Origin of the sequence: Embleya sp. NBC_00896 (assembly GCF_045207785.1) — a bacterium.
Classification (GTDB): domain Bacteria; phylum Actinomycetota; class Actinomycetes; order Streptomycetales; family Streptomycetaceae; genus Embleya.
Window position 1 is genome coordinate 1,118,172 of sequence record NZ_CP108777.1, and the last position, 17,610, is coordinate 1,135,781.

The following is a 17,610-nucleotide window of genomic DNA, read 5'->3' on the forward strand; positions in this document are numbered from 1 at the left end:
CTTCGATCGGGCGATGTCAGGTCGCCCGACGCGCCGCCGTGCCGTGCCCGACGTTCGCGTCGGCGCACGGGAACGGGATGACGGCACGGCCGTTCGATCGGCGCGTCGCGTCCCTCGGGCGATGGTGACGAGGGGGTCGGCATGAACGACGAACGAACGGTTTCGCGCGCGCCTTCCGAGGTGCCGGCGCACCCGGACACCCGGCCCCCTTCCGGCGGATCCGGCGGATCCGGCGGATCCGTCGGGCGGGAACGGCTGTCCTTCGGACAGGAACGGCTGTGGTTCCTCGATCGGTTCGAACCCGGGGACGCCGCGTACAACATTCCGTGGGTGCTGCGGCTCAGCGGCCCGCTGGCGTCCGACGCGCTGACCGCCGCGTTCGAGGGCGTGGTCGCCCGCCACGACGCGCTGCGGACCAGGTTCCCCGACGACGAGGGCCGACCCGTCGCCGTGGTCGAACCGGCGGGACCGGTGCCGATCGAGACGGTGGACCTCACCGGCGGGGACGTCGAGACGCTCGCCCGGGTACTGGGCGACCGGGTCAACGCCGGCTTCGATCTCGCGTCCGCCCCGCCGCTGCGGATCACCCTCGTCCGGCTCGGCGCCGACGAGCACGTGCTGTGCGTCGTGCTGCACCACATCCTCGCCGACGGCTGGTCGCTGAACCTGCTGCGCCGCGAACTCGAACTGCGGTACCACGCGCACCGCGACGGCGTCGTGCCGCGGTTCCCACCGCTGCCCTCCTACACCGCCTACGCCGCGCGGCAGCGCCGGGTCGACGCGGACACCGAGCGGGCCATCGCCTACTGGCGCGAGCGGCTCGCCAACGTCCCCGTCCTCGAACTCCCCCTGGACCGCCCCCGCACCGCCGCACGCGGATCCGCCGCCGCCTTCCACACCCGCCGCCTGGCCGGCATCGGTCCCGCGCTCGACACGGTCGCGCGCGAGCGGCGCTGTACCCCGTTCATGATCCTGCTCGCGGCCTACCAGGCCCTGCTGCACCGGCACGGCGGCCAGGAGGACTTCGCGGTCGGCGCGCCGATCGCCGGACGCGGCGAGGTCGAACACGAGGACCTGATCGGCTACTTCTCCAACACCCTCGTCCTGCGCGCCGACCTGCGCGGTGCGCCGACCTTCGCCGAGCTGCTGCGGCGCACCCGCAAGAGCGCGCTCGGCGCGTACGGCCACGACCGGATCCCCTTCGAGCAACTGCTCGGCGAGCTGCGGGTGGACCGCGATCCGGCCGCCGCCGCACCGCTGTTCCAGACCCTGATCACGGTGCACACCCAGGACGACGGCGCCGGCCCAGCTCGCACGTTCGCCGATCTGGTCGCCGTCGAGGTGGACGGCGGCCACCGGGCCGGCAAGTTCGACCTCTCGCTCGACGTGTGGCGCGACGGCGACGAGCTGAGCCTCGTCCTCGGCTACCGCACCGCGCTGTTCGACGAGTCGACGATCGCCGGACTCGCCGGCCGTCTGGAGACCCTGCTGCGCGGCGCGCTCGCCGCCCCGGACACCCCCGTCCACCTGCTCGCCCTGCTGACCGAGGCCGACGAACGGCGACTGCGCGCGGCGCGGGAGGGCCCGACCGGCACCGGGCCGGCCGAGTCGGTACCCGCCGCGATCGCCCGCGTGGCCGGCGACCGCACCGCCCTCCGCGCTCCCGCCGGCACCGTCACCTACCGCGAACTCGCCCGCCGCGCCGACACACTCGCCGCCCGACTGCGCGCCGCCGGAGTACGACCGGGCGCACTCGTCGGCGTCCTGCTCCCGCGCGGACCGGACGCGATCGTGGCGATGCTCGCGACCTGGCGGGCGGGCGCGGCCTATCTCCCGCTCGACCCCGAATACCCCGCGGCCCGCCTGGAGTTCATGCTCGCCGACAGCGGCACGCGTGTGGTCGTCACCGACGCCCCGCACGCCGGGACACTGCCCGAGGGCGTGACGACCGTCCATCCGGAAGGCACCGACGATCCGACCCCCATCGACCCCGCCGGTCCCGCCGGCCCCGCCCTCGCCGCCGTGCCCCACCCCGAGGACGCCGCCTACGTCATCTACACGTCCGGCTCCACCGGCACCCCCAAGGGCGTCCTGGTCCCGCACGGCGCGCTCGCCGCACGGGTGGAGTGGATGCGCACCGGCTACGCCGTCACCGCCCGGGACCGGGTCCTGCAGAGCGCGTCGCTGAGCTTCGACACACACGCCGAGGAGCTGTACCCGTGCCTGGCCGCCGGCGCCACGCTCGTGTTGCCGGCCCCCGACGCGACGCTGCCCGACGTGCTCGCCGACGGCGGCGCCGACGACGTCACGGTGCTCGACCTGCCGACGCCCTACTGGCACGAACTGGTCGAGACCGACGCCGGTGCGATCGCCTGGCCGGCCACGCTGCGCCTGCTCGTGCTCGGCGCCGACCAGGTCCGCCCCGGTGCCGTCGCCGCCTGGCGCGAACGAGTCGGCGATCGGGTACGGGTGGTGAACTCGTACGGACCCACGGAGACCACCGTCATCGCGACCACCGCCGACCTCGGCCCTGCCGACACCACCACGCGCCCGCCCATCGGCACCCCGATCGGCCGCACCCGCACCGTGGTCGCCGACGCCCACGGCAACCCGGTCCCGCCCGGCGTCGCCGGCGAGCTGTACATCGGCGGCGACGCCGTCGCGCACGGCTACCTCGGCCGCCCCGGCGCCACCGCCGGCGCGTTCGTGCCCGATCCCCACGGGCCGCCCGGCGCCCGCCGCTACCGCACCGGCGACCGCGTGCGGCTGCGCCCCGACGGGCGGTTGGAGTTCCTCGGCCGGCTCGACGCGCAGGTCAAGGTGCGCGGCTACCGGGTCGAACCCGGCGAGGTCGAGGCCGCGCTGCTGGCCCGCCCGGGCGTGCTCCAGGCCGCCGTGATCGCGCGCGAGGAGGCGCTCGTGGGGTACGTGGTCACCGCCGACGACGTACCGATCCCCGAGCTGCGCGCCGACCTGGCCGCACGCCTGCCCGCACACCTGGTCCCCAGCACGCTCGTTCGCCTCGACCGGCTGCCGCTGACCCCCAACGGCAAACTCGACCACCGCGCGCTGCCCACCCCCGACCGGCGCACCGAACAGACGCACGGCTACCTCGCCCCGCGCACCGCCGCCGAGGAACTGGTCGCCGAGGTGTGGATCGACGTGCTCGGCCTGGACAAGGCCGGCGCCCTCGACGACTTCTTCGAACTCGGCGGCCACTCCCTCCTCGCCACCCGCGTGGTCGCCCGGATCGCCGCCGCCACCGACCTCGCCGTGCCCCTGCGCACGCTGTTCACCCACCGCACCCTCGCCGCCTTCGCGGCGGCCGTCGAGGACCTCCTGGTCGCCGACCTCGAGGCCCTGGACGACGAGACCGCCGAGCACCTGCTCGCCTCCGAGAGGAACCATCCGCAGGCATGAGCACGGAAACCCCAGAGCGCGGAGCGACGTTGTCCGCGACCAAGCGCGAACTCCTCGAACGCCGCCTGCGCAGACGCGCCGACGCCGCCCCCGCCATCCCCCGCCGCCCCGAGGGCACCGTCCCGCCACTGTCGTACGCGCAGGAACGCCTCTGGTTCATGGAGCAGTTCGCGCCGGGCACCGCCGCGTACAACATCCCCGTGGCGCGTCGGCTGCGCGGCGCGCTCGACGTCGCGGCGCTGCGCCGGGCGCTCGACGACGTGGTGGCCCGGCACGAGACGTTGCGCTCGCGCTACCTGGTCGACGACGACGGGCAGCCGCACCTGGACATCGCCGACCCCACGACCGTCCCGCTGGCGACGGCCGCCGCGGTCGACGAGCAGGCGGCCGAACGGCTCGTCACGATGGCCGCCGCCGAGCCGTTCGACCTCGCCGAGGGCCCACTGGTGCGGGCGCTGCTGATCACCCTCGACGACGCCGACCACGTCCTGCTGCTGACGGTCCATCACAGCGTCAGCGACGGTTGGTCCAGCGAGATCATGGTCCGCGAGGTGCTCACCGGCTACGCGGCCCACGCCGGCGGCGAGCCGTCACCGCTCGGCGAACCACCGGTCTCCTACGGCGACTTCGCGATCTGGCAGCGCGAACGGCTCAGCGGTGAGGCGCTCGTGCGCGAGACCGCCTACTGGCGGACCGAACTGGCCGGCGTGGAACCGCTCGAACTCCCCACCGTGGGACCCCGCCCGGCCCGGCAGACCTTCGCCGGCGCGGGCCACGCGTTCCAGCTCGACCGCGAGCTGCTCGACCGGCTCGCCGCACTCGCCCGAGAACGCGGCGCCACGCTCTACATGGTGCTGCTCGCGGCCTTCCAACTGGTGCTCGCGCGCCACAGCGGTCAGCGCGACTTCGCGATCGGCTCGCCGGTGGCGGGTCGCCCGCATCCCGAGGTCGAGAACCTGGTCGGGATGTTCGTCAACGTGCTCGCGCTGCGCGCCCGCACCGAAGGCGACCCGACCTTCGCCGAGTTGCTCGACCGCACCCGCGAGACCTGCCTGGAGGCCTACGCGCACCAGGAACTCCCCTTCGCGCAGCTGGTCACCGAGCTGAACGTGCCCCGCGACGTGACCCGCTCGCCGGTCTTCCAGGCGGTGCTCGCGGTGCAGAACTACGCGACCGCGGAAGGGACGACCGGCGCGACCGGCGCGACCGCGCTGTCCGCCGAGGTGTTCGGCCTCCAGGCCAGTGGGACGCGCTTCGACCTCGAACTGTTCCTGATGGAGTGGCCCGAGGGGCTGCGCGGCGCGTTCAACTACAACACCGATCTGTTCGACGAACCCGGCATCGCGCGCCTGGGCCGGCACCTGGGCCGGGTGCTCGCGGTGCTCGCCGACCGGCCGGACGCCCCGGTGTCCACGCTGGACGGCCTGGACCCGGACGAACGCGACCTGGTGCTGACCCGCTGGAACGACACCGCCGCGGCGTTCCCGGCCGACGCCACACTCGCGAGCCTGATCGCCGACCAGACGGCGCGCACCCCGGACGCGACGGCGGTGGTGCTCGACGACCGGACCCTGACCTACCGCGAACTCGACGCCGCCGCCGAGCGCGTGGCCCACCGACTGCGCACCGAGGGGGTCCGGCCGGGCGACCTGGTCGCCGTCAGCGCCGAACGCTCGCCCGAACTGGTCGCCGCGCTGCTGGGCGTGCTCAAGGCGGGCGCCGCCTACACCCCGCTCGATCCCGAGTACCCGGCCGAGCGGCTCGCGTTCATGCTCGCCGACTCGGACGCGCGGGTGCTGCTGACGCATCGTCGACTCCCGGTCCCGGCCGGCTGCACGGCACGTGTCGTACCCGTCGACGACCTCGCCGAGTGGCCCGCTCCCCCGGCGGACGAGCACCCGGGTCCGGCGCCCGACGACGTCGCGTACCTGATCTACACCTCCGGCTCCACCGGCCGCCCCAAGGGCGTGCCCAACACCCACCGCGGCATCGTCAACCGGGTCGCCTGGATGCAGGACGCCTACCGGCTGACCGCCGACGACGCCGTCCTGCAGAAGACCCCCGCGAGCTTCGACGTCTCGGTGTGGGAATTCTTCTGGCCGCTGACCACCGGGGCCCGACTGGTGCCGGCCCGCCCGGGCGGGCACAAGGACGCCGCGTACCTGCGCGACGTGATCGCCGAACAGGGCGTCACCGTCGCGCACTTCGTGCCCGCGATGCTGACCGTGTTCCTGGCCGAGGAGGACATCGAGCGCTGCACCACGCTGCGCCGCGTGGTGTGCAGCGGCGAGGAACTCGCCCCGGACGGCGCCCGCGCCTTCCGCGAGCGGTTCCCGGAGTGCGCGCTGGCGAACCTGTACGGCCCCACCGAGGCCGGCGTGGACGTCACGGCGTGGGAGTGCGAGGGCCCGCTGGAGACCGTGCCGATCGGCGCGCCGATCCACAACACGCGCGTGTACGTGCTCGACGAGGCGATGCGACCGGCGCCGCTCGGCACGCCCGGCGAGCTGTACCTGGGCGGCGTCCAGGTGTCCCTGGGCTACCACCGGCGACCCGGGCTCACCGGCGAGCGGTTCGTGCCGGACCCGTTCGGGCCGCCCGGGGAACGGCTGTACCGCACCGGCGACCTGGCCCGGTGGCGCCCCGACGGCACGCTCGCCTTCCTGGGTCGGATCGACGGTCAGGTCAAGCTGCGCGGCCTGCGGATCGAACTCGGCGAGATCGAGGCGGCGCTGCGCGCCCTGCCCGGGATCGACGAGGCCGCCGTCGTGGTGCGCGAGGACAGCCCCGGCGACAAGCGGATCACCGCGTACGTCGTGCCCGTCGACCCGATCGACCCGATCGACCCCGCGACGGAGGACTTCGACGCCGATCCCGCGCGCGCCGCGCTCAAGCGCACGCTGCCCGACTACATGGTGCCCGCCGGCTTCGTCGCGCTGCCCGAGCTGCCGCTGACCCCCAGCGGCAAGCTCGACCGCAAGGCGCTGCCGGCCCCGGCCGCGCGCCGCTCCAAGGGCGCCGCCGACGCGCCGCCCACCACGCCCGCCGAGCTGCTGTTCGCGCGGATCTGGTGCGACGTGCTCGATCTGCCCGAGGTCGGCGTCGACGACGACTTCTTCGACCTGGGCGGGCACTCGCTGCTCGCGACCCAGGTCGTGGCCAGGGCCCGCAAGCAGCTTCCGGAGATCGGCGGCCAGGCCGTCAGCGTGATGGACGTCTTCACCCACAAGACGATCCGCGAGATCGCCGAACTGGCCACGCTGTCCGCGGCCGAACGCGGCCCGGCCCGGCTGCTGTACCGACTCACCAAGCCGGTCCCCACCGCCCGCCACGCGCTCTCCCTGGTGTGCGTGCCCTACGGCGGCGGCAGCGCCGTGGTCTATCAGCCGCTCGCCGACGCGCTCCCGGACACGCACGACCTGTGGTCGGTCGCCATCCCCGGCCACGACGTCGGCGTCACCCAGGATCGGCTGCCGTTCGACGAACTCGCCCTGCGGATCGTCGAGGAGGTCCAGGAACGCGTCGAGGGCCCGATCGCGCTGTACGGGCACTGCGGCGTCGGCAGCGCGCTGATCGTCGCGGTGGCCCGGCAACTGGAGGACGCGGGCCGCGAGTTGGCCGCCGTGTACATCGGCGCGCAGTTCCCGTTCGCCCGGCCGCGGAGCCGGGTGCTCAGCGCGCTGAGCAAGGTCGCCGCGCTCGAACCCCTCCTCGGCGACCGGGTCTACGCCAACTGGCTGACCTCGATGGGCGCCGACATGGCGGATCTGGACGGCGATCAGATGAAGTTCATCATCGGCAACATGCGCCGCGACTCGGTGGCCGCCGAGGAGTACTTCACCGAGGCGCTGTCCGACAACCGGCCCCGGCTGCGCGCGCCGATCGTGTCCGTGATGGGCGACCGCGACCCGGCCGCCGACTTCTACCAGGAGCGCTTCCGCGAGTGGCGGACCATCGCCGACCGAGTCGGCCTGGTGATGTTGGACGAGGCCGGGCACTTCTTTCTCAAGCATCGCGCCGAGGACCTGGCGGAAGTCGTCACCAGCGTGCACCCCGCAGTGGCGACCGGCGAGACCGCGCACCTGCCGACCCGGGACGCGGACGGGCCGTGGTGGTTCCACGGCACGGCCGGACCACCGACGGATACGGGCGGCCGCGCGGGCACCGCGACCAGGGAACCCCAGCCCGGCATGGGCCGGTTCCTGCTGGTGGCGTTCAGCCAACTGGTGTCGATCACCGGCTCCGCGCTGACCGAGTTCGCGCTGCCGATCTGGATCTACCTCGAGACCGGATCGATGGGCCGCTTCGCGCTGTACGCGGTGATCGGGATGCTCCCGGGCATCCTGATCGGGCCACTCGCCGGCGCGATCGTCGACCGGATGGACCGGCGCAGGGTGATGCTCGCCGGGGACATCGCCGCCGGCGGCACCCAGGGCATGCTGCTGCTGTTGCTGACCACCGGTCAACTGCATCCGTGGCACATCTACGTGCTGCTCGGCTCGCTGTCGATGGCACTCACCTTCCAGCGCCTGGCCTACGCGTCGGCGGTACCGCAGCTGGTGCCCAAGCAATACCTCGGGCACGCCAACGGCATAGTGCAAATGGCGGGCGGCGTCGCCCAGTTCGTCGTCCCGCTGATCGCGGTGGGCCTGATGGCGGCGATCGGCCTGCGCGGCATCCTGATCCTGGACGTGGTCAGCTACGCGATCGCGATCACCATCATCACCTGCGTGCGGTTCCCGCGCACGCTGCCCTGGCGGCGGCGCGAATCGCTCACCGCGGAGATCAAGCACGGCTTCACGTACTCGTGGCACAACCGCGGCTTCCGGGCGATGCTGCTGTGGTTCGCGGTACTGAACCTGTTCCTGTCCCCGCTGTTCCTGCTCACCACGCCGCTCGTGCTGTCCTTCGACTCGCTCGGCGGTGCCGCGCGGGTGTCGATGGCGGCGGGCGCGGGCGTGATCATCGGCGGCATCGCGATGGGCTTCTGGGGCGGACCGCGCAAGCGGCGGCTGCGCGGGATGCTGCTGCTCGCGGCGGGCCTGGCCGGCGCGTCCGCGTTCACCGGGCTGCACGCGAGCCTGTGGGTGGTGGGGATCGGCGCGTTCGGGATGTCCTGCGCGCTTTCCCTGGTCAACGGCGTGTACACGACGATCGTCCAGGTCAAGGTGCCGCAGCGGTTCCACGGCCGGGTGTTCGCGCTCAACACACTCGTCGCGTGGTCCACGCTGCCGATCGGGCACGGCATCATCGCACCGCTGGGCGCGAAGCTCTTCGAACCGCTGATGGCCGACGACGGACCGCTCGCGGACTCGGTCGGCACCCTGATCGGGCACGGCGAGGGACGCGGAATCGCGCTGCTGTACCTGGTGTTCGGCACCGCGATGGTCGCGCTCGTGATGATCGGGCTGCGGCTGCCGGTCCTGGCGGACTTCGACGAGGACGTGCCGGACGCGCCGCCGGACGACCTGATCGGGATCCAGGAGCGCGAGCGGCGCACCGGGGCGCGGAGCACGGCCGACGCGCCGGCCCTCGCGGAGGTGTCCGGATGACCGCCGGCGTGCGGGCCCGGCCCGCGTCCTCGACACGTCGAGTGCCCGAGAGCCTGTCCGCGCTGCTCGCGCACCGCGCCGAGCACGAGCCCGAACACCCCGCGATCCTGAGCGGTCGCAACGAACTCACCTTCGGCTCCTGGCACGATCGCGCCGACGCGGTCGCCGCCGGCCTGTACGCCCGGGGCCTGGCCCCCGGCGAGCGGGTCGCGCTGCTGTACGGCAACGGCGACTGGATCGACTACGCCACCGCCTACATCGGTGTGCAGCGGGCCGGCGGCGTCGCGGTACCGATGTCGGACCGACTGGCCCCGGCCGAGGTGCGCCACCTGCTCCGGCACAGCGGCGCGTCCGCCGTCCTGCACCGCGCGGACATCCCTCCCCCGGACGCCGGAACCGGCGCGTGGGCCGCCCCCGTGGAGGACGTCGAGGCGTACCCGGGCGAGGGGATGTCCCAACCCGACCCCGGCGGCCTCGGGCAGATCCTGTACACCTCCGGCACCACCGGCACCCCCAAGGGGGTCACCGCGACCCACACCAACCTCGCGCACGGCTGCACCCTCGATGCCCGCCGGCGCCCGCTCGGGCACTCGACGCACTTCCTGCACGCCTTCCCGGTCGGCACCAACGCCGGACAGGCCATGCTGGTCAACGCCCTCAACGCGAAGGCCACCGCGATCGCGGCCCCGCGCTTCACCCCCGCGCACTTCGCCCGACTGATCGAACGACACGCCGTGGGCACCGTGTTCGTGGTCCCGGCGATGGCGATCGAACTGCTCGGCGCGGACACCGTGCGCCGGCACGACCTCTCCAGCGTGCGGCTGCTCGGCTCGACCGCCGCCGCGCTGCCGCAAAGCGTCGCACTGGGACTCTCCCGATTGTTCGCGCGGGCCCAGATCGTCAACTACTACACCTCGACCGAGGCCGCGCCCGCGCAGACCACGATGCTCTTCGACCCCGAGCATCCCGGCTCGCCCGGGCGGCCGGCCTCCCTGCGCGACCTGCGGGTGACCGACGACGCGGGCCGCCCGCTGCCGGTGGGCGAGACCGGCGAGATATGGCTGCGCTCGCCGACCACGCCGCGCGCCTACTACGGCGAGAGCGCCGACGCGCACGTGTTCTCCGGGCGCTGGGTGCGGATGGGCGATCTCGGCCATCTCGATGCGGACGGCTTCCTCTACCTCGTGGACCGCGAACGGGACGTGATCAAGTCCGGTGCGTACAAGGTCTCCACACTTCAGGTCGAGGAGGCCCTGCACGAACACCCGGGGGTGGTCGACGCGGCCGCCTTCGGCGTCCCTCACCCCGTACTGGGGATGACCGTCGCGGCCGCGGTGGTACCGCGCGGCGATCTGACCGCCACCGAGCTGCGGGTGTTCCTGATGGAACGACTCGCCGCGCACGAACTGCCCGGACACGTGCTGTTCCGGGACTCCCTGCCGCGCAACGAGGGCGGCAAGATCCTCAAGCGCGAGCTGCGCCGGCTCTTGGACGACGAGGCCCGACCATGACTGTGACGAACCATCAGATCCCGCCGACCACCGAGGGCGACGACCCCGGCCGCGACGTACCGCCCGCGGTGCTGCCCTTCGCGCCCCTGTCCGCCGCCCAGTTGGGCGTATGGGTGACCGAACGAACGCTGCCGACCGAGTCGGCGTACCACCTCTCGGTGGTGCTGCGCTTCGACGGCCCGCTGGACGTGCCGGCCCTCGCCGCGGCCTGCGCCGCGACGGTGGCCCGGCACCCGGTGCTCGCCACGGCGGTCGGCGAGGTGCACGGCACACCGGGCCTGGTGCCCGCCGCGCCCGCGCCGATGCGGCGGGCGGCGGCCGACGACGCCACGATCGACGCACTGATCCGGGCCGAGACCGGCCGCCCCTTCGACCTGCACCAGGGGCCGTTGGCGCGCTTCACGCTGTTCACCTTCGGACGGAACCGGCACACCCTGGTGGTGACGGCCCATCACCTCGTCTTCGACGGGATGTCGAAGGAGATCGTGGTCGCGACGCTGGCCCGGACCTACCGGGCGCATCGCGACGGCGACGCCGCGATTGGAACACCCCCGAAGGGTTCGATGCCCGCGGATCGGTTCGAGATCGGCCACGAGGCGCCGGCCCGCCCCGACGCCGGCACCGTCTGGGCCCGGCACCACGAGGAGCCCGGCCGGGCCGCGCTGCCCGGCCTGGTGCCCTCGAATCGGGCCGGCAGCGAGCCCGCGCCCGGCACCGCCGTGACCTTCACGCTCGGGCCCGAACTCGTCGACGCGCTCGGCGAGACCGCGATCCGACTCGGCCTCACGCACTTCGAGCTGCTGCTCGCCGGCTGGCACGCGCTGCTGTTCCGCTACGGCAACGCGCGCGTGCGCACCGCGCTCGAACTCTCCACCCGCACGCCCGCCGACGCCCGCCGGGTCGGCCTGTACGTCAACGAACTGCCGGTCTCCTCCAAGCCGGACGCCGAGCGCGGCTTCGCCGACTTCGCCCGGGAACTACGCGCCGAGCTGCGGGCGATCTACGCCTTCCGCGACGTCCCGTACAGCCACACCGTGCGCGGGCTCGGGCCGCGCACCGCGCTGACCGAACTGACCGTGAGCTACCGCCGGCGCACCCGCGCGGTGGAGCCGGTCTTTCCCGGCGTCGAGGTGCGCGTCGAGTGGATCGTGCTGCCCCCGACCGCGCGCAACACCGCGCACCTGCAACTGGTCGAGGACCGGGACCGGATCGACGGCGCGCTGCACGTGCCCACCGACGGCTTCGCCCCCGGCCTCGCCGAACGGATCCCGGGCCACTTCACGACCTTGCTCACCACCGCGCTGGCCGACCCGGACGTGCCGATCGGCGACCTGCCGCTGCTGCCGGAGGCCGAGCTGGTCCGGGTCCTGCACGCGGACAACGCGACCGACACCCCCTACCCCGGCACGGACACCGTGGTCGGGCTGTTCGCCGAACGAGCCCTGGCCGAACCGGACGCGGTCGCGGTCGTGTGCGAGGGCCGCTTCCTGACCTACCGTCACGTGGCCTCGGCCGCCTACACGTTCGCCGAACGACTCGCGGCGGCCGGGATCGGCGCGGGCGACCTGGTCGCGATCGAGCTGCCGCGCGGCGCCGAACAGGTGACCGCCGTCCTGGGCGTGCTCGCGGCCGGCGCGGCCTATCTGCCGCTCGATCCCGGCTACCCCGCCGAGCGGCTCGCCTTCATCCGCGCCGACGCCGCGATCGCCGCGATCGTCACGACCGACACCGCACGGCCCGCCGGCGCGCCCACCGCGGCGCTGCTGCTGTGCGGGCCCGACCTGGGCGACCGGGACGCCGCGAACGTACCCACCGAGCCGCCGACACGACCCGGATCGGGCGATCCCGCGTACGTGATCTACACGTCCGGCTCGACCGGGCGGCCCAAGGGCGTCGAGGTCTCGCACCACTCGCTGGCCAACCTGCTGGCCGGCATGCGCGACCGGCTCGGCGCGACGGCGGCCGACCGCTGGCTCGGGCTGACCTCGCTGTCCTTCGACATCTCCACCGTCGAACTCCTGCTGCCGCTGGTCACCGGCGCGCGCGTGGTCCTGGTCCCCGAGGACCGGCACCGCGACGGCCCGGCGCAACTGGCCCTGCTCGACCGGCACGCCGTCACCCACGTCCAGGCCACCCCCAGCGGCTGGCGGGTGCTGCTGGCCGCCGGGCTCGACCGGCCCGGCCTCACCGCGATCACCGGAGGCGAGGCGCTGCCGACCCCGCTGGCCGCCGAACTGCGCGGCGCGGTAGGCCGGTTGATCAACGTGTACGGCCCCACCGAGACGACGGTGTGGTCCACGTACGGCGAACTCGACACCGACGGTCCGCCCGGGATCGGCACGCCGCTGGCCAACACCCGCGCGTACGTGCTCGACGAGCGCCTGCACCCGGTCCCGGAGGGCCTGCCCGGTGAGCTCTACCTCGGCGGCGACGGCGTCGCACACGGCTACCTGGGCCGTCCCGGGCCGACCGCCGAACGGTTCGTGCCGGACCCGTTCGGGCCGCCCGGCACCCGGCTGTACCGAACCGGCGACCTGGTCCGGCACGCGCACGACACCGGCCTGGAGTACGTCGGACGCACCGACACGCAGGTCAAGCTCCGCGGGCACCGGATCGAACTCGGCGAGATCGAGGCGCTGTTGGCCGCCAACCCGGGCATCGACCAGGCCGCCGTCCGACTGCTCGACGCGGACACGGAGCAGGCCCGCCTGGTCGCCTACCTCGTGCCGGATCCCGGACACGGCCCGATCGCCCCCGACGTGCTGCGCACGTTCCTCGCCCGTACGCTGCCGGCCGCGATGCTGCCGGGCGTGTTCGTGGTCCTGGACGCGTTCCCGCTCACCCCGAACGGCAAGCTCGACCGGTCCCGACTGCCCGAACCGGTCCCCGCTCGAGCGCATTCCGCCCCGGCGCCGACCGGTCCCACCGATCCGACGGGCCCGCCCGGCGAACCGGGCGACGGACCGGGCGGCGAACCGCGCGACGAACCGGGCGACGAACTCACCGACACGATCCGGGCGATCTGGGCCGAGGTGCTGCGGATCGACGACATCGGTGTGGACGAGGACCTGTTCGACCTCGGCGGGCACTCGCTGACCATCACCGGGATCGCCGCCCGGATCCGCAAGCGGCTCGACGTCGAGGTCCCGCTCGACGTCTTCTTCGACACCCCCACCGTCACCGGCGTCACGGACGCCGTCCGCGAACTCCAGGAGCAGAGATGAGTCCCGACCCCCGTGCCGCCCAGGCCACCCAGGCCACCCAGACCACCCAAGCCACCCAAGCCGACCAAGCCCGATACCACGTCGTCGTCAACGACGAGGAGCAGCACTCGCTGTGGCCCGCCCGCACCGAGCCGCCCGCCGGGTGGGTGCCCACCGGGTTCGTCGGCACCCGGGCGGAGTGCACGGCGCACATCGACCGGGTGTGGCCGGACATCCGCCCGCTGAGCCTGCGCCGGCGCCTGGCCGGGGACGCGGCATGAGCCCCGGTGGGGACCTGCGCGAGCGGGTCGCCGAGCTGATCGCCTCGGTCAGCGACGGCGAGGTCAGTGCCCGCGAGGTGCTCGACACCGACGGGTCGTTGACGGCGGCGGGGGTGAGCTCGTTGACGTTCCTGCGCGTGATCGACGCGCTGGAGGGCGAGTTCGGCGTGTACTTCGATCTCGACGGGGACCTGGCCTTCGTCGAGGACCTGGACGCGCTGGTCGACCGATTGACCCGGCACGGCGTGGCGGCGGGCGATGGCTGACGACGGCGTCGATTCCCGGCAGGCCGTCTTCGCCGTCTCGGGCGAACCGGTCGAGGCACCGCTGACCTGGGGTCAACGGGCGATCTGGCAGGCCATCCGGCGAACCGCGCCGAGCGACCACTACTTCAACATGACCCGCGTGCTGCCGATCGCCGAGCGCGGTCCCGCGGTGGACGTCGCACACGTCACGGCCGCGCTGGGACACCTGATGGAGCGTCACGACGCGTTGCGGACCCGGCTGCTGCCCGCCGGGGACGAGCCGCTGCAGGTGCGGCACCCGGTCGGCGCACTGCCCGTCGAGATCCTCGAAGCGGCGCTGATCGAGGATGCCGACACGGTCGCGGCGGCGCTGGCCGAGCGGCTCGGCGCGACCCGCTTCGACTACTTCGACGCGTGGCCCATCCGGGTGGGTCTGGTCGTGCACGACGGCCGGGTCGCCTACGTCGCGCTCGCACTGTGCCACCTCGCGACCGACGGACACGGCGTCGAGGTGCTCGTGCGCGACCTGCGCCTGCTGATCCGCCGCGGCTCGGCGGGCCGGCCGGTCACCACCGGACCGCTCGACGTGGCCCGCGAGCAGACCTCGGCGACCGGGCTGCGCCGGGGCGAATCGGCGCTCGCGCACTGGGAGACGCACTACCGCAGGATCCCGCCGACCGTGTTCGCGGAGGTGGTGGGCGAACCGGCCGCGCCACGCTTTCGGACCGTCCGCCTGACCTCGACCGCCCTCGCGCGGGCCGCCGACGCGGTCGCGCTCGCGCACCGGGTCAGCCAGTCGGCCGTACTGCTCGCGGGCGCGGCCGTGCTGTCCGCGCGGGCGGGCGGCCGGGACACCGCGGTGATCCTGCCGATCGTGGCCAACCGGTTCCGGGCGGACAGCCGCGACCTGGTCTCCACACTGTCCCAGGAGGGCCTGTTCGTCCTCGACTTGGACCCGGCCGCGCACTTCACGGATCTACTGCCCGCCGCGTGGCAGGCCGCGCTGCGCGCGTATCGCAGCGCCGACTACGACCCGGACCGTTGGAATGCACTGATGTCGCGGATCGCCGCCGAACGAGGCATCGCCATCCGGCCGTTCTGCTGCTTCAACGACATGCGCCTGGTGGATCGGCCGCCCGCGCCGGGACCCGCGCCGACCGCCGCGGCGCTGGACGCGGCGCGGGCGGACAGCCGGCTCGAACCGGCGGGCGGGCACGAGTTCATCGCGTGCCGCTACTGCATGCACGTGGTCGCGGAGGGGGACGCGCTCGCGGTCGGCGTCACCGGCGACACCGCCTACCTGCCGGTCGAGGCACTGGAGGCGCACCTCGTCGCCCTGGAGGACCTCGTGGTGCGCGCGGCGACCGGGCGCGAGTTGCCGCTCGGCGCGCTGTCGGGGTTCGCCGCCACCGGGGCGCGGCCGTTCGCGGTGGAGTCGGTCGCATGAGCGTGCTCGCGTATGCCGTCGCCACCTCCATCGAGCAGGGCGGTCGGCTGCGCTTCCACCTCGCCTCGACCGACGGCGGGCCGGTCCGCGGCCGGGTCACGGTCACCGACGCGACCACGGACCGGGTCGTGGCCGAGGCGCGCGTGGTGGGCCCGATCTGGGAGTTGGACATCCCGCGGGTGTGGTACAGCTCGCTCTACCGCGCGACGTTCGAGGACGGCACGCCGCCCGCCGGGCTCGAACCGCTCGACCACGAGGCCTGGTTCGTGGTCCGCCCGAGCCGACCGGGCGCGACCGCGCCGATCCTGGTGTCGGTGCCGTTCGCGACCTGGCAGGCGTACAACCGGTCCGGCGTGCCCGGACAGGGGCTCTACTACGCCGAACAGCCCGACCGCGCCGCGCGGGTGAGCTTCGACCGCCCCGGCGGCGGACCGCCGCCCGAGCGGTGGGAGGAGGGCATGCTGCGGTGGCTGCGCGCGACCGGGCGGCCGGTCGAGTTCTGTTCGGGCCTGGACCTGCACGACGGCGACGAGCTGCTGCGCCACTACCGCCTGCTCGTGATCAACGGCCACGACGAGTACTGGTCGAAGGAACAGCGGGACAGCGTCGAGGGATTCGTCCGGCGCGGCGGCAACCTCGCGATCTTCGCGGCCAATACCTCGTGGTGGCAGATGCGCCTGGAGGACGACGGCCGCACGATGGTGTGCCACCGTGACGCGGTCGCCGACCCGATGGCGGCGCTCGACCCCGAGCGGGTCACCGTGGAGTGGTCGAGCGCGCCGGTGCATCGGCCGGAGAACACGATGACCGGGCTCAGCTTCCGGCGCGGCGCGGGCGCGTGGGGCGAGGGCATGCGGGTGATCCGCGAGGAGGCGTACACGGCGCGCTTCACCGATCACTGGGCGTTCGAGGGCACCGGCCTGGCCGACGGCGACAAGTTCGCGCAGGGTTCCCTCGGCTACGAGACCGACGCGGCCGAGCTGGACTGGAGTTCGGGCGTGCCGCGCGCGACCGGTCGCGACGGCACGCCGCCGTCGTTCGTCGTGCTGGCGACCGCCGATCTGCGGCACTGGGCGCGGTACGGGCAGGGCGGCGACGCGGTGATGGGGACCTTCCGGCTCGGCGCGGGGACGGTGTTCAACGCGGGCACGATCAACTGGGGCAGCGCGCTGGCCGACCCGGTGGTGGACCGGATCACGCGCAACGTGCTGGACCGGCTCGGCGCCGCGCGGCAGCCGGAGTGGGAGGTGATCGGCCCGGCGGGCGACGTGCGCGCGCTCGCGGCCTGCGCGGACGTGCTGTTCGCGGTGGACGTGGACGGCGCGCTGCTGTGCCGGGACGTGAGCGGTCAGAACCTGCCGTGGCGCGCGGTGGGTTCCGCGCTGCCGGTGGTGGCGCTGGCCGCGGCGCGCGAGGCGGCGGGGCCGCTGCCGCTGGTGTTGTACGCGTGCACCGCCGACGGGCGCCTGCTGCGCCGGCCGCCGGTCACCCGGCCCGCGCCGTGGACGCTCGTCACCCGGCTGCCGGCGCACTCGATCGCGATCGCGCTGTGCGACGGCGGCCTGTTCGCGGTCTGCGCGGACGACACGCTGCACTACGTGGGCGCGACGGAACTGCCCGCCGATCCGGCGGCGCCGGCCCCGTGGCGGGCCCTGGGTCCCGCCGGCGGGGCGATCGTGCTCGCCGCGATGAACGGCCGGCTGTACGCCGCCGACGCGACCGGCCGGCTGTCCACCCGCCTACCGCTCGCCGTGCCCACCCCGTTCACCGCGCTGCCGGGCGAACCGGCCTCGCCCGGCACCTGCCGCGCGCTGACCGGGCACGCGGGCAGCCTGATCGTGGCGGCCCCGGGCTCGCGCGTGCGCCGCCGCCCGGCCGTACCCGCACCGCCGCCGCCCGGGTGAGCGGCGCGCCGGCGCACCACGGGCCGGGGCGCGGTCGACCGAGCGCA

General features: G+C 74.1%; 8 protein-coding genes. All 8 read left to right on the plus strand.

Annotated features, from left to right (window positions below):
• Nucleotides 1-141: 141 nt before the first annotated feature.
• Genes OG928_RS38240 through OG928_RS38275 form a run of 8 tightly spaced genes read left to right on the plus strand, consistent with a single transcriptional unit; the run spans nucleotide 142 to nucleotide 17,563 of the window.
• Entirely contained in the window at nucleotides 142-3,420 is a 3,279-nt protein-coding gene (locus tag OG928_RS38240; protein WP_331766596.1) for an amino acid adenylation domain-containing protein, read from the plus strand.
• Complete coding sequence (locus tag OG928_RS38245) at nucleotides 3,417-8,972, plus strand: amino acid adenylation domain-containing protein (RefSeq protein ID WP_331766597.1); 5,556 nt, start codon at nucleotides 3,417-3,419, stop codon at nucleotides 8,970-8,972. The genes OG928_RS38240 and OG928_RS38245 overlap by 4 nt, the downstream gene beginning before the upstream one ends.
• Complete coding sequence (locus tag OG928_RS38250; protein WP_331766598.1) at nucleotides 8,969-10,483, plus strand: class I adenylate-forming enzyme family protein; 1,515 nt, start codon at nucleotides 8,969-8,971, stop codon at nucleotides 10,481-10,483. The genes OG928_RS38245 and OG928_RS38250 overlap by 4 nt, the downstream gene beginning before the upstream one ends.
• A complete protein-coding gene (locus OG928_RS38255) occupies nucleotides 10,480-13,707 on the plus strand; it encodes an amino acid adenylation domain-containing protein (protein WP_331766599.1) in 3,228 nt (1,075 codons plus the stop codon). Before OG928_RS38250 ends, OG928_RS38255 begins: the two co-directional genes overlap by 4 nt.
• Nucleotides 13,704-13,967, plus strand: coding sequence for an MbtH family protein (locus OG928_RS38260; RefSeq protein ID WP_331766600.1), 264 nt, complete (start codon nucleotides 13,704-13,706; stop codon nucleotides 13,965-13,967). Before OG928_RS38255 ends, OG928_RS38260 begins: the two co-directional genes overlap by 4 nt.
• A complete protein-coding gene (locus OG928_RS38265) occupies nucleotides 13,964-14,233 on the plus strand; it encodes a phosphopantetheine-binding protein (RefSeq protein ID WP_331766601.1) in 270 nt (89 codons plus the stop codon). The genes OG928_RS38260 and OG928_RS38265 overlap by 4 nt, the downstream gene beginning before the upstream one ends.
• Nucleotides 14,226-15,659 carry a condensation domain-containing protein gene (locus OG928_RS38270; RefSeq protein ID WP_331766602.1) on the plus strand — a complete coding sequence of 478 codons (1,434 nt, stop codon included), beginning with the start codon at nucleotides 14,226-14,228 and terminating at the stop codon, nucleotides 15,657-15,659. The genes OG928_RS38265 and OG928_RS38270 overlap by 8 nt, the downstream gene beginning before the upstream one ends.
• On the plus strand, nucleotides 15,656-17,563 hold the full coding sequence (locus OG928_RS38275) for a N,N-dimethylformamidase beta subunit family domain-containing protein (protein ID WP_331766603.1): 1,908 nt from the start codon (nucleotides 15,656-15,658) through the stop codon (nucleotides 17,561-17,563). The genes OG928_RS38270 and OG928_RS38275 overlap by 4 nt, the downstream gene beginning before the upstream one ends.
• The last annotated feature ends 47 nt before the right edge of the window (nucleotides 17,564-17,610 follow it).

What these genes read in the sequence shown, in the direction of transcription:
- OG928_RS38270 (WP_331766602.1), top strand. Translation starts at nt 14,226, where the DNA reads ATGGCTGACGACGGCGTCGATTCCCGGCAGGCCGTCTTCGCCGTCTCG.
- OG928_RS38275 (WP_331766603.1), top strand. Translation starts at nt 15,656, where the DNA reads ATGAGCGTGCTCGCGTATGCCGTCGCCACCTCCATCGAGCAGGGCGGT.
- OG928_RS38240 (WP_331766596.1), top strand. Translation starts at nt 142, where the DNA reads ATGAACGACGAACGAACGGTTTCGCGCGCGCCTTCCGAGGTGCCGGCG.
- OG928_RS38250 (WP_331766598.1), top strand. Translation starts at nt 8,969, where the DNA reads ATGACCGCCGGCGTGCGGGCCCGGCCCGCGTCCTCGACACGTCGAGTG.
- OG928_RS38245 (WP_331766597.1), top strand. Translation starts at nt 3,417, where the DNA reads ATGAGCACGGAAACCCCAGAGCGCGGAGCGACGTTGTCCGCGACCAAG.
- OG928_RS38260 (WP_331766600.1), top strand. Translation starts at nt 13,704, where the DNA reads ATGAGTCCCGACCCCCGTGCCGCCCAGGCCACCCAGGCCACCCAGACC.
- OG928_RS38255 (WP_331766599.1), top strand. Translation starts at nt 10,480, where the DNA reads ATGACTGTGACGAACCATCAGATCCCGCCGACCACCGAGGGCGACGAC.
- OG928_RS38265 (WP_331766601.1), top strand. Translation starts at nt 13,964, where the DNA reads ATGAGCCCCGGTGGGGACCTGCGCGAGCGGGTCGCCGAGCTGATCGCC.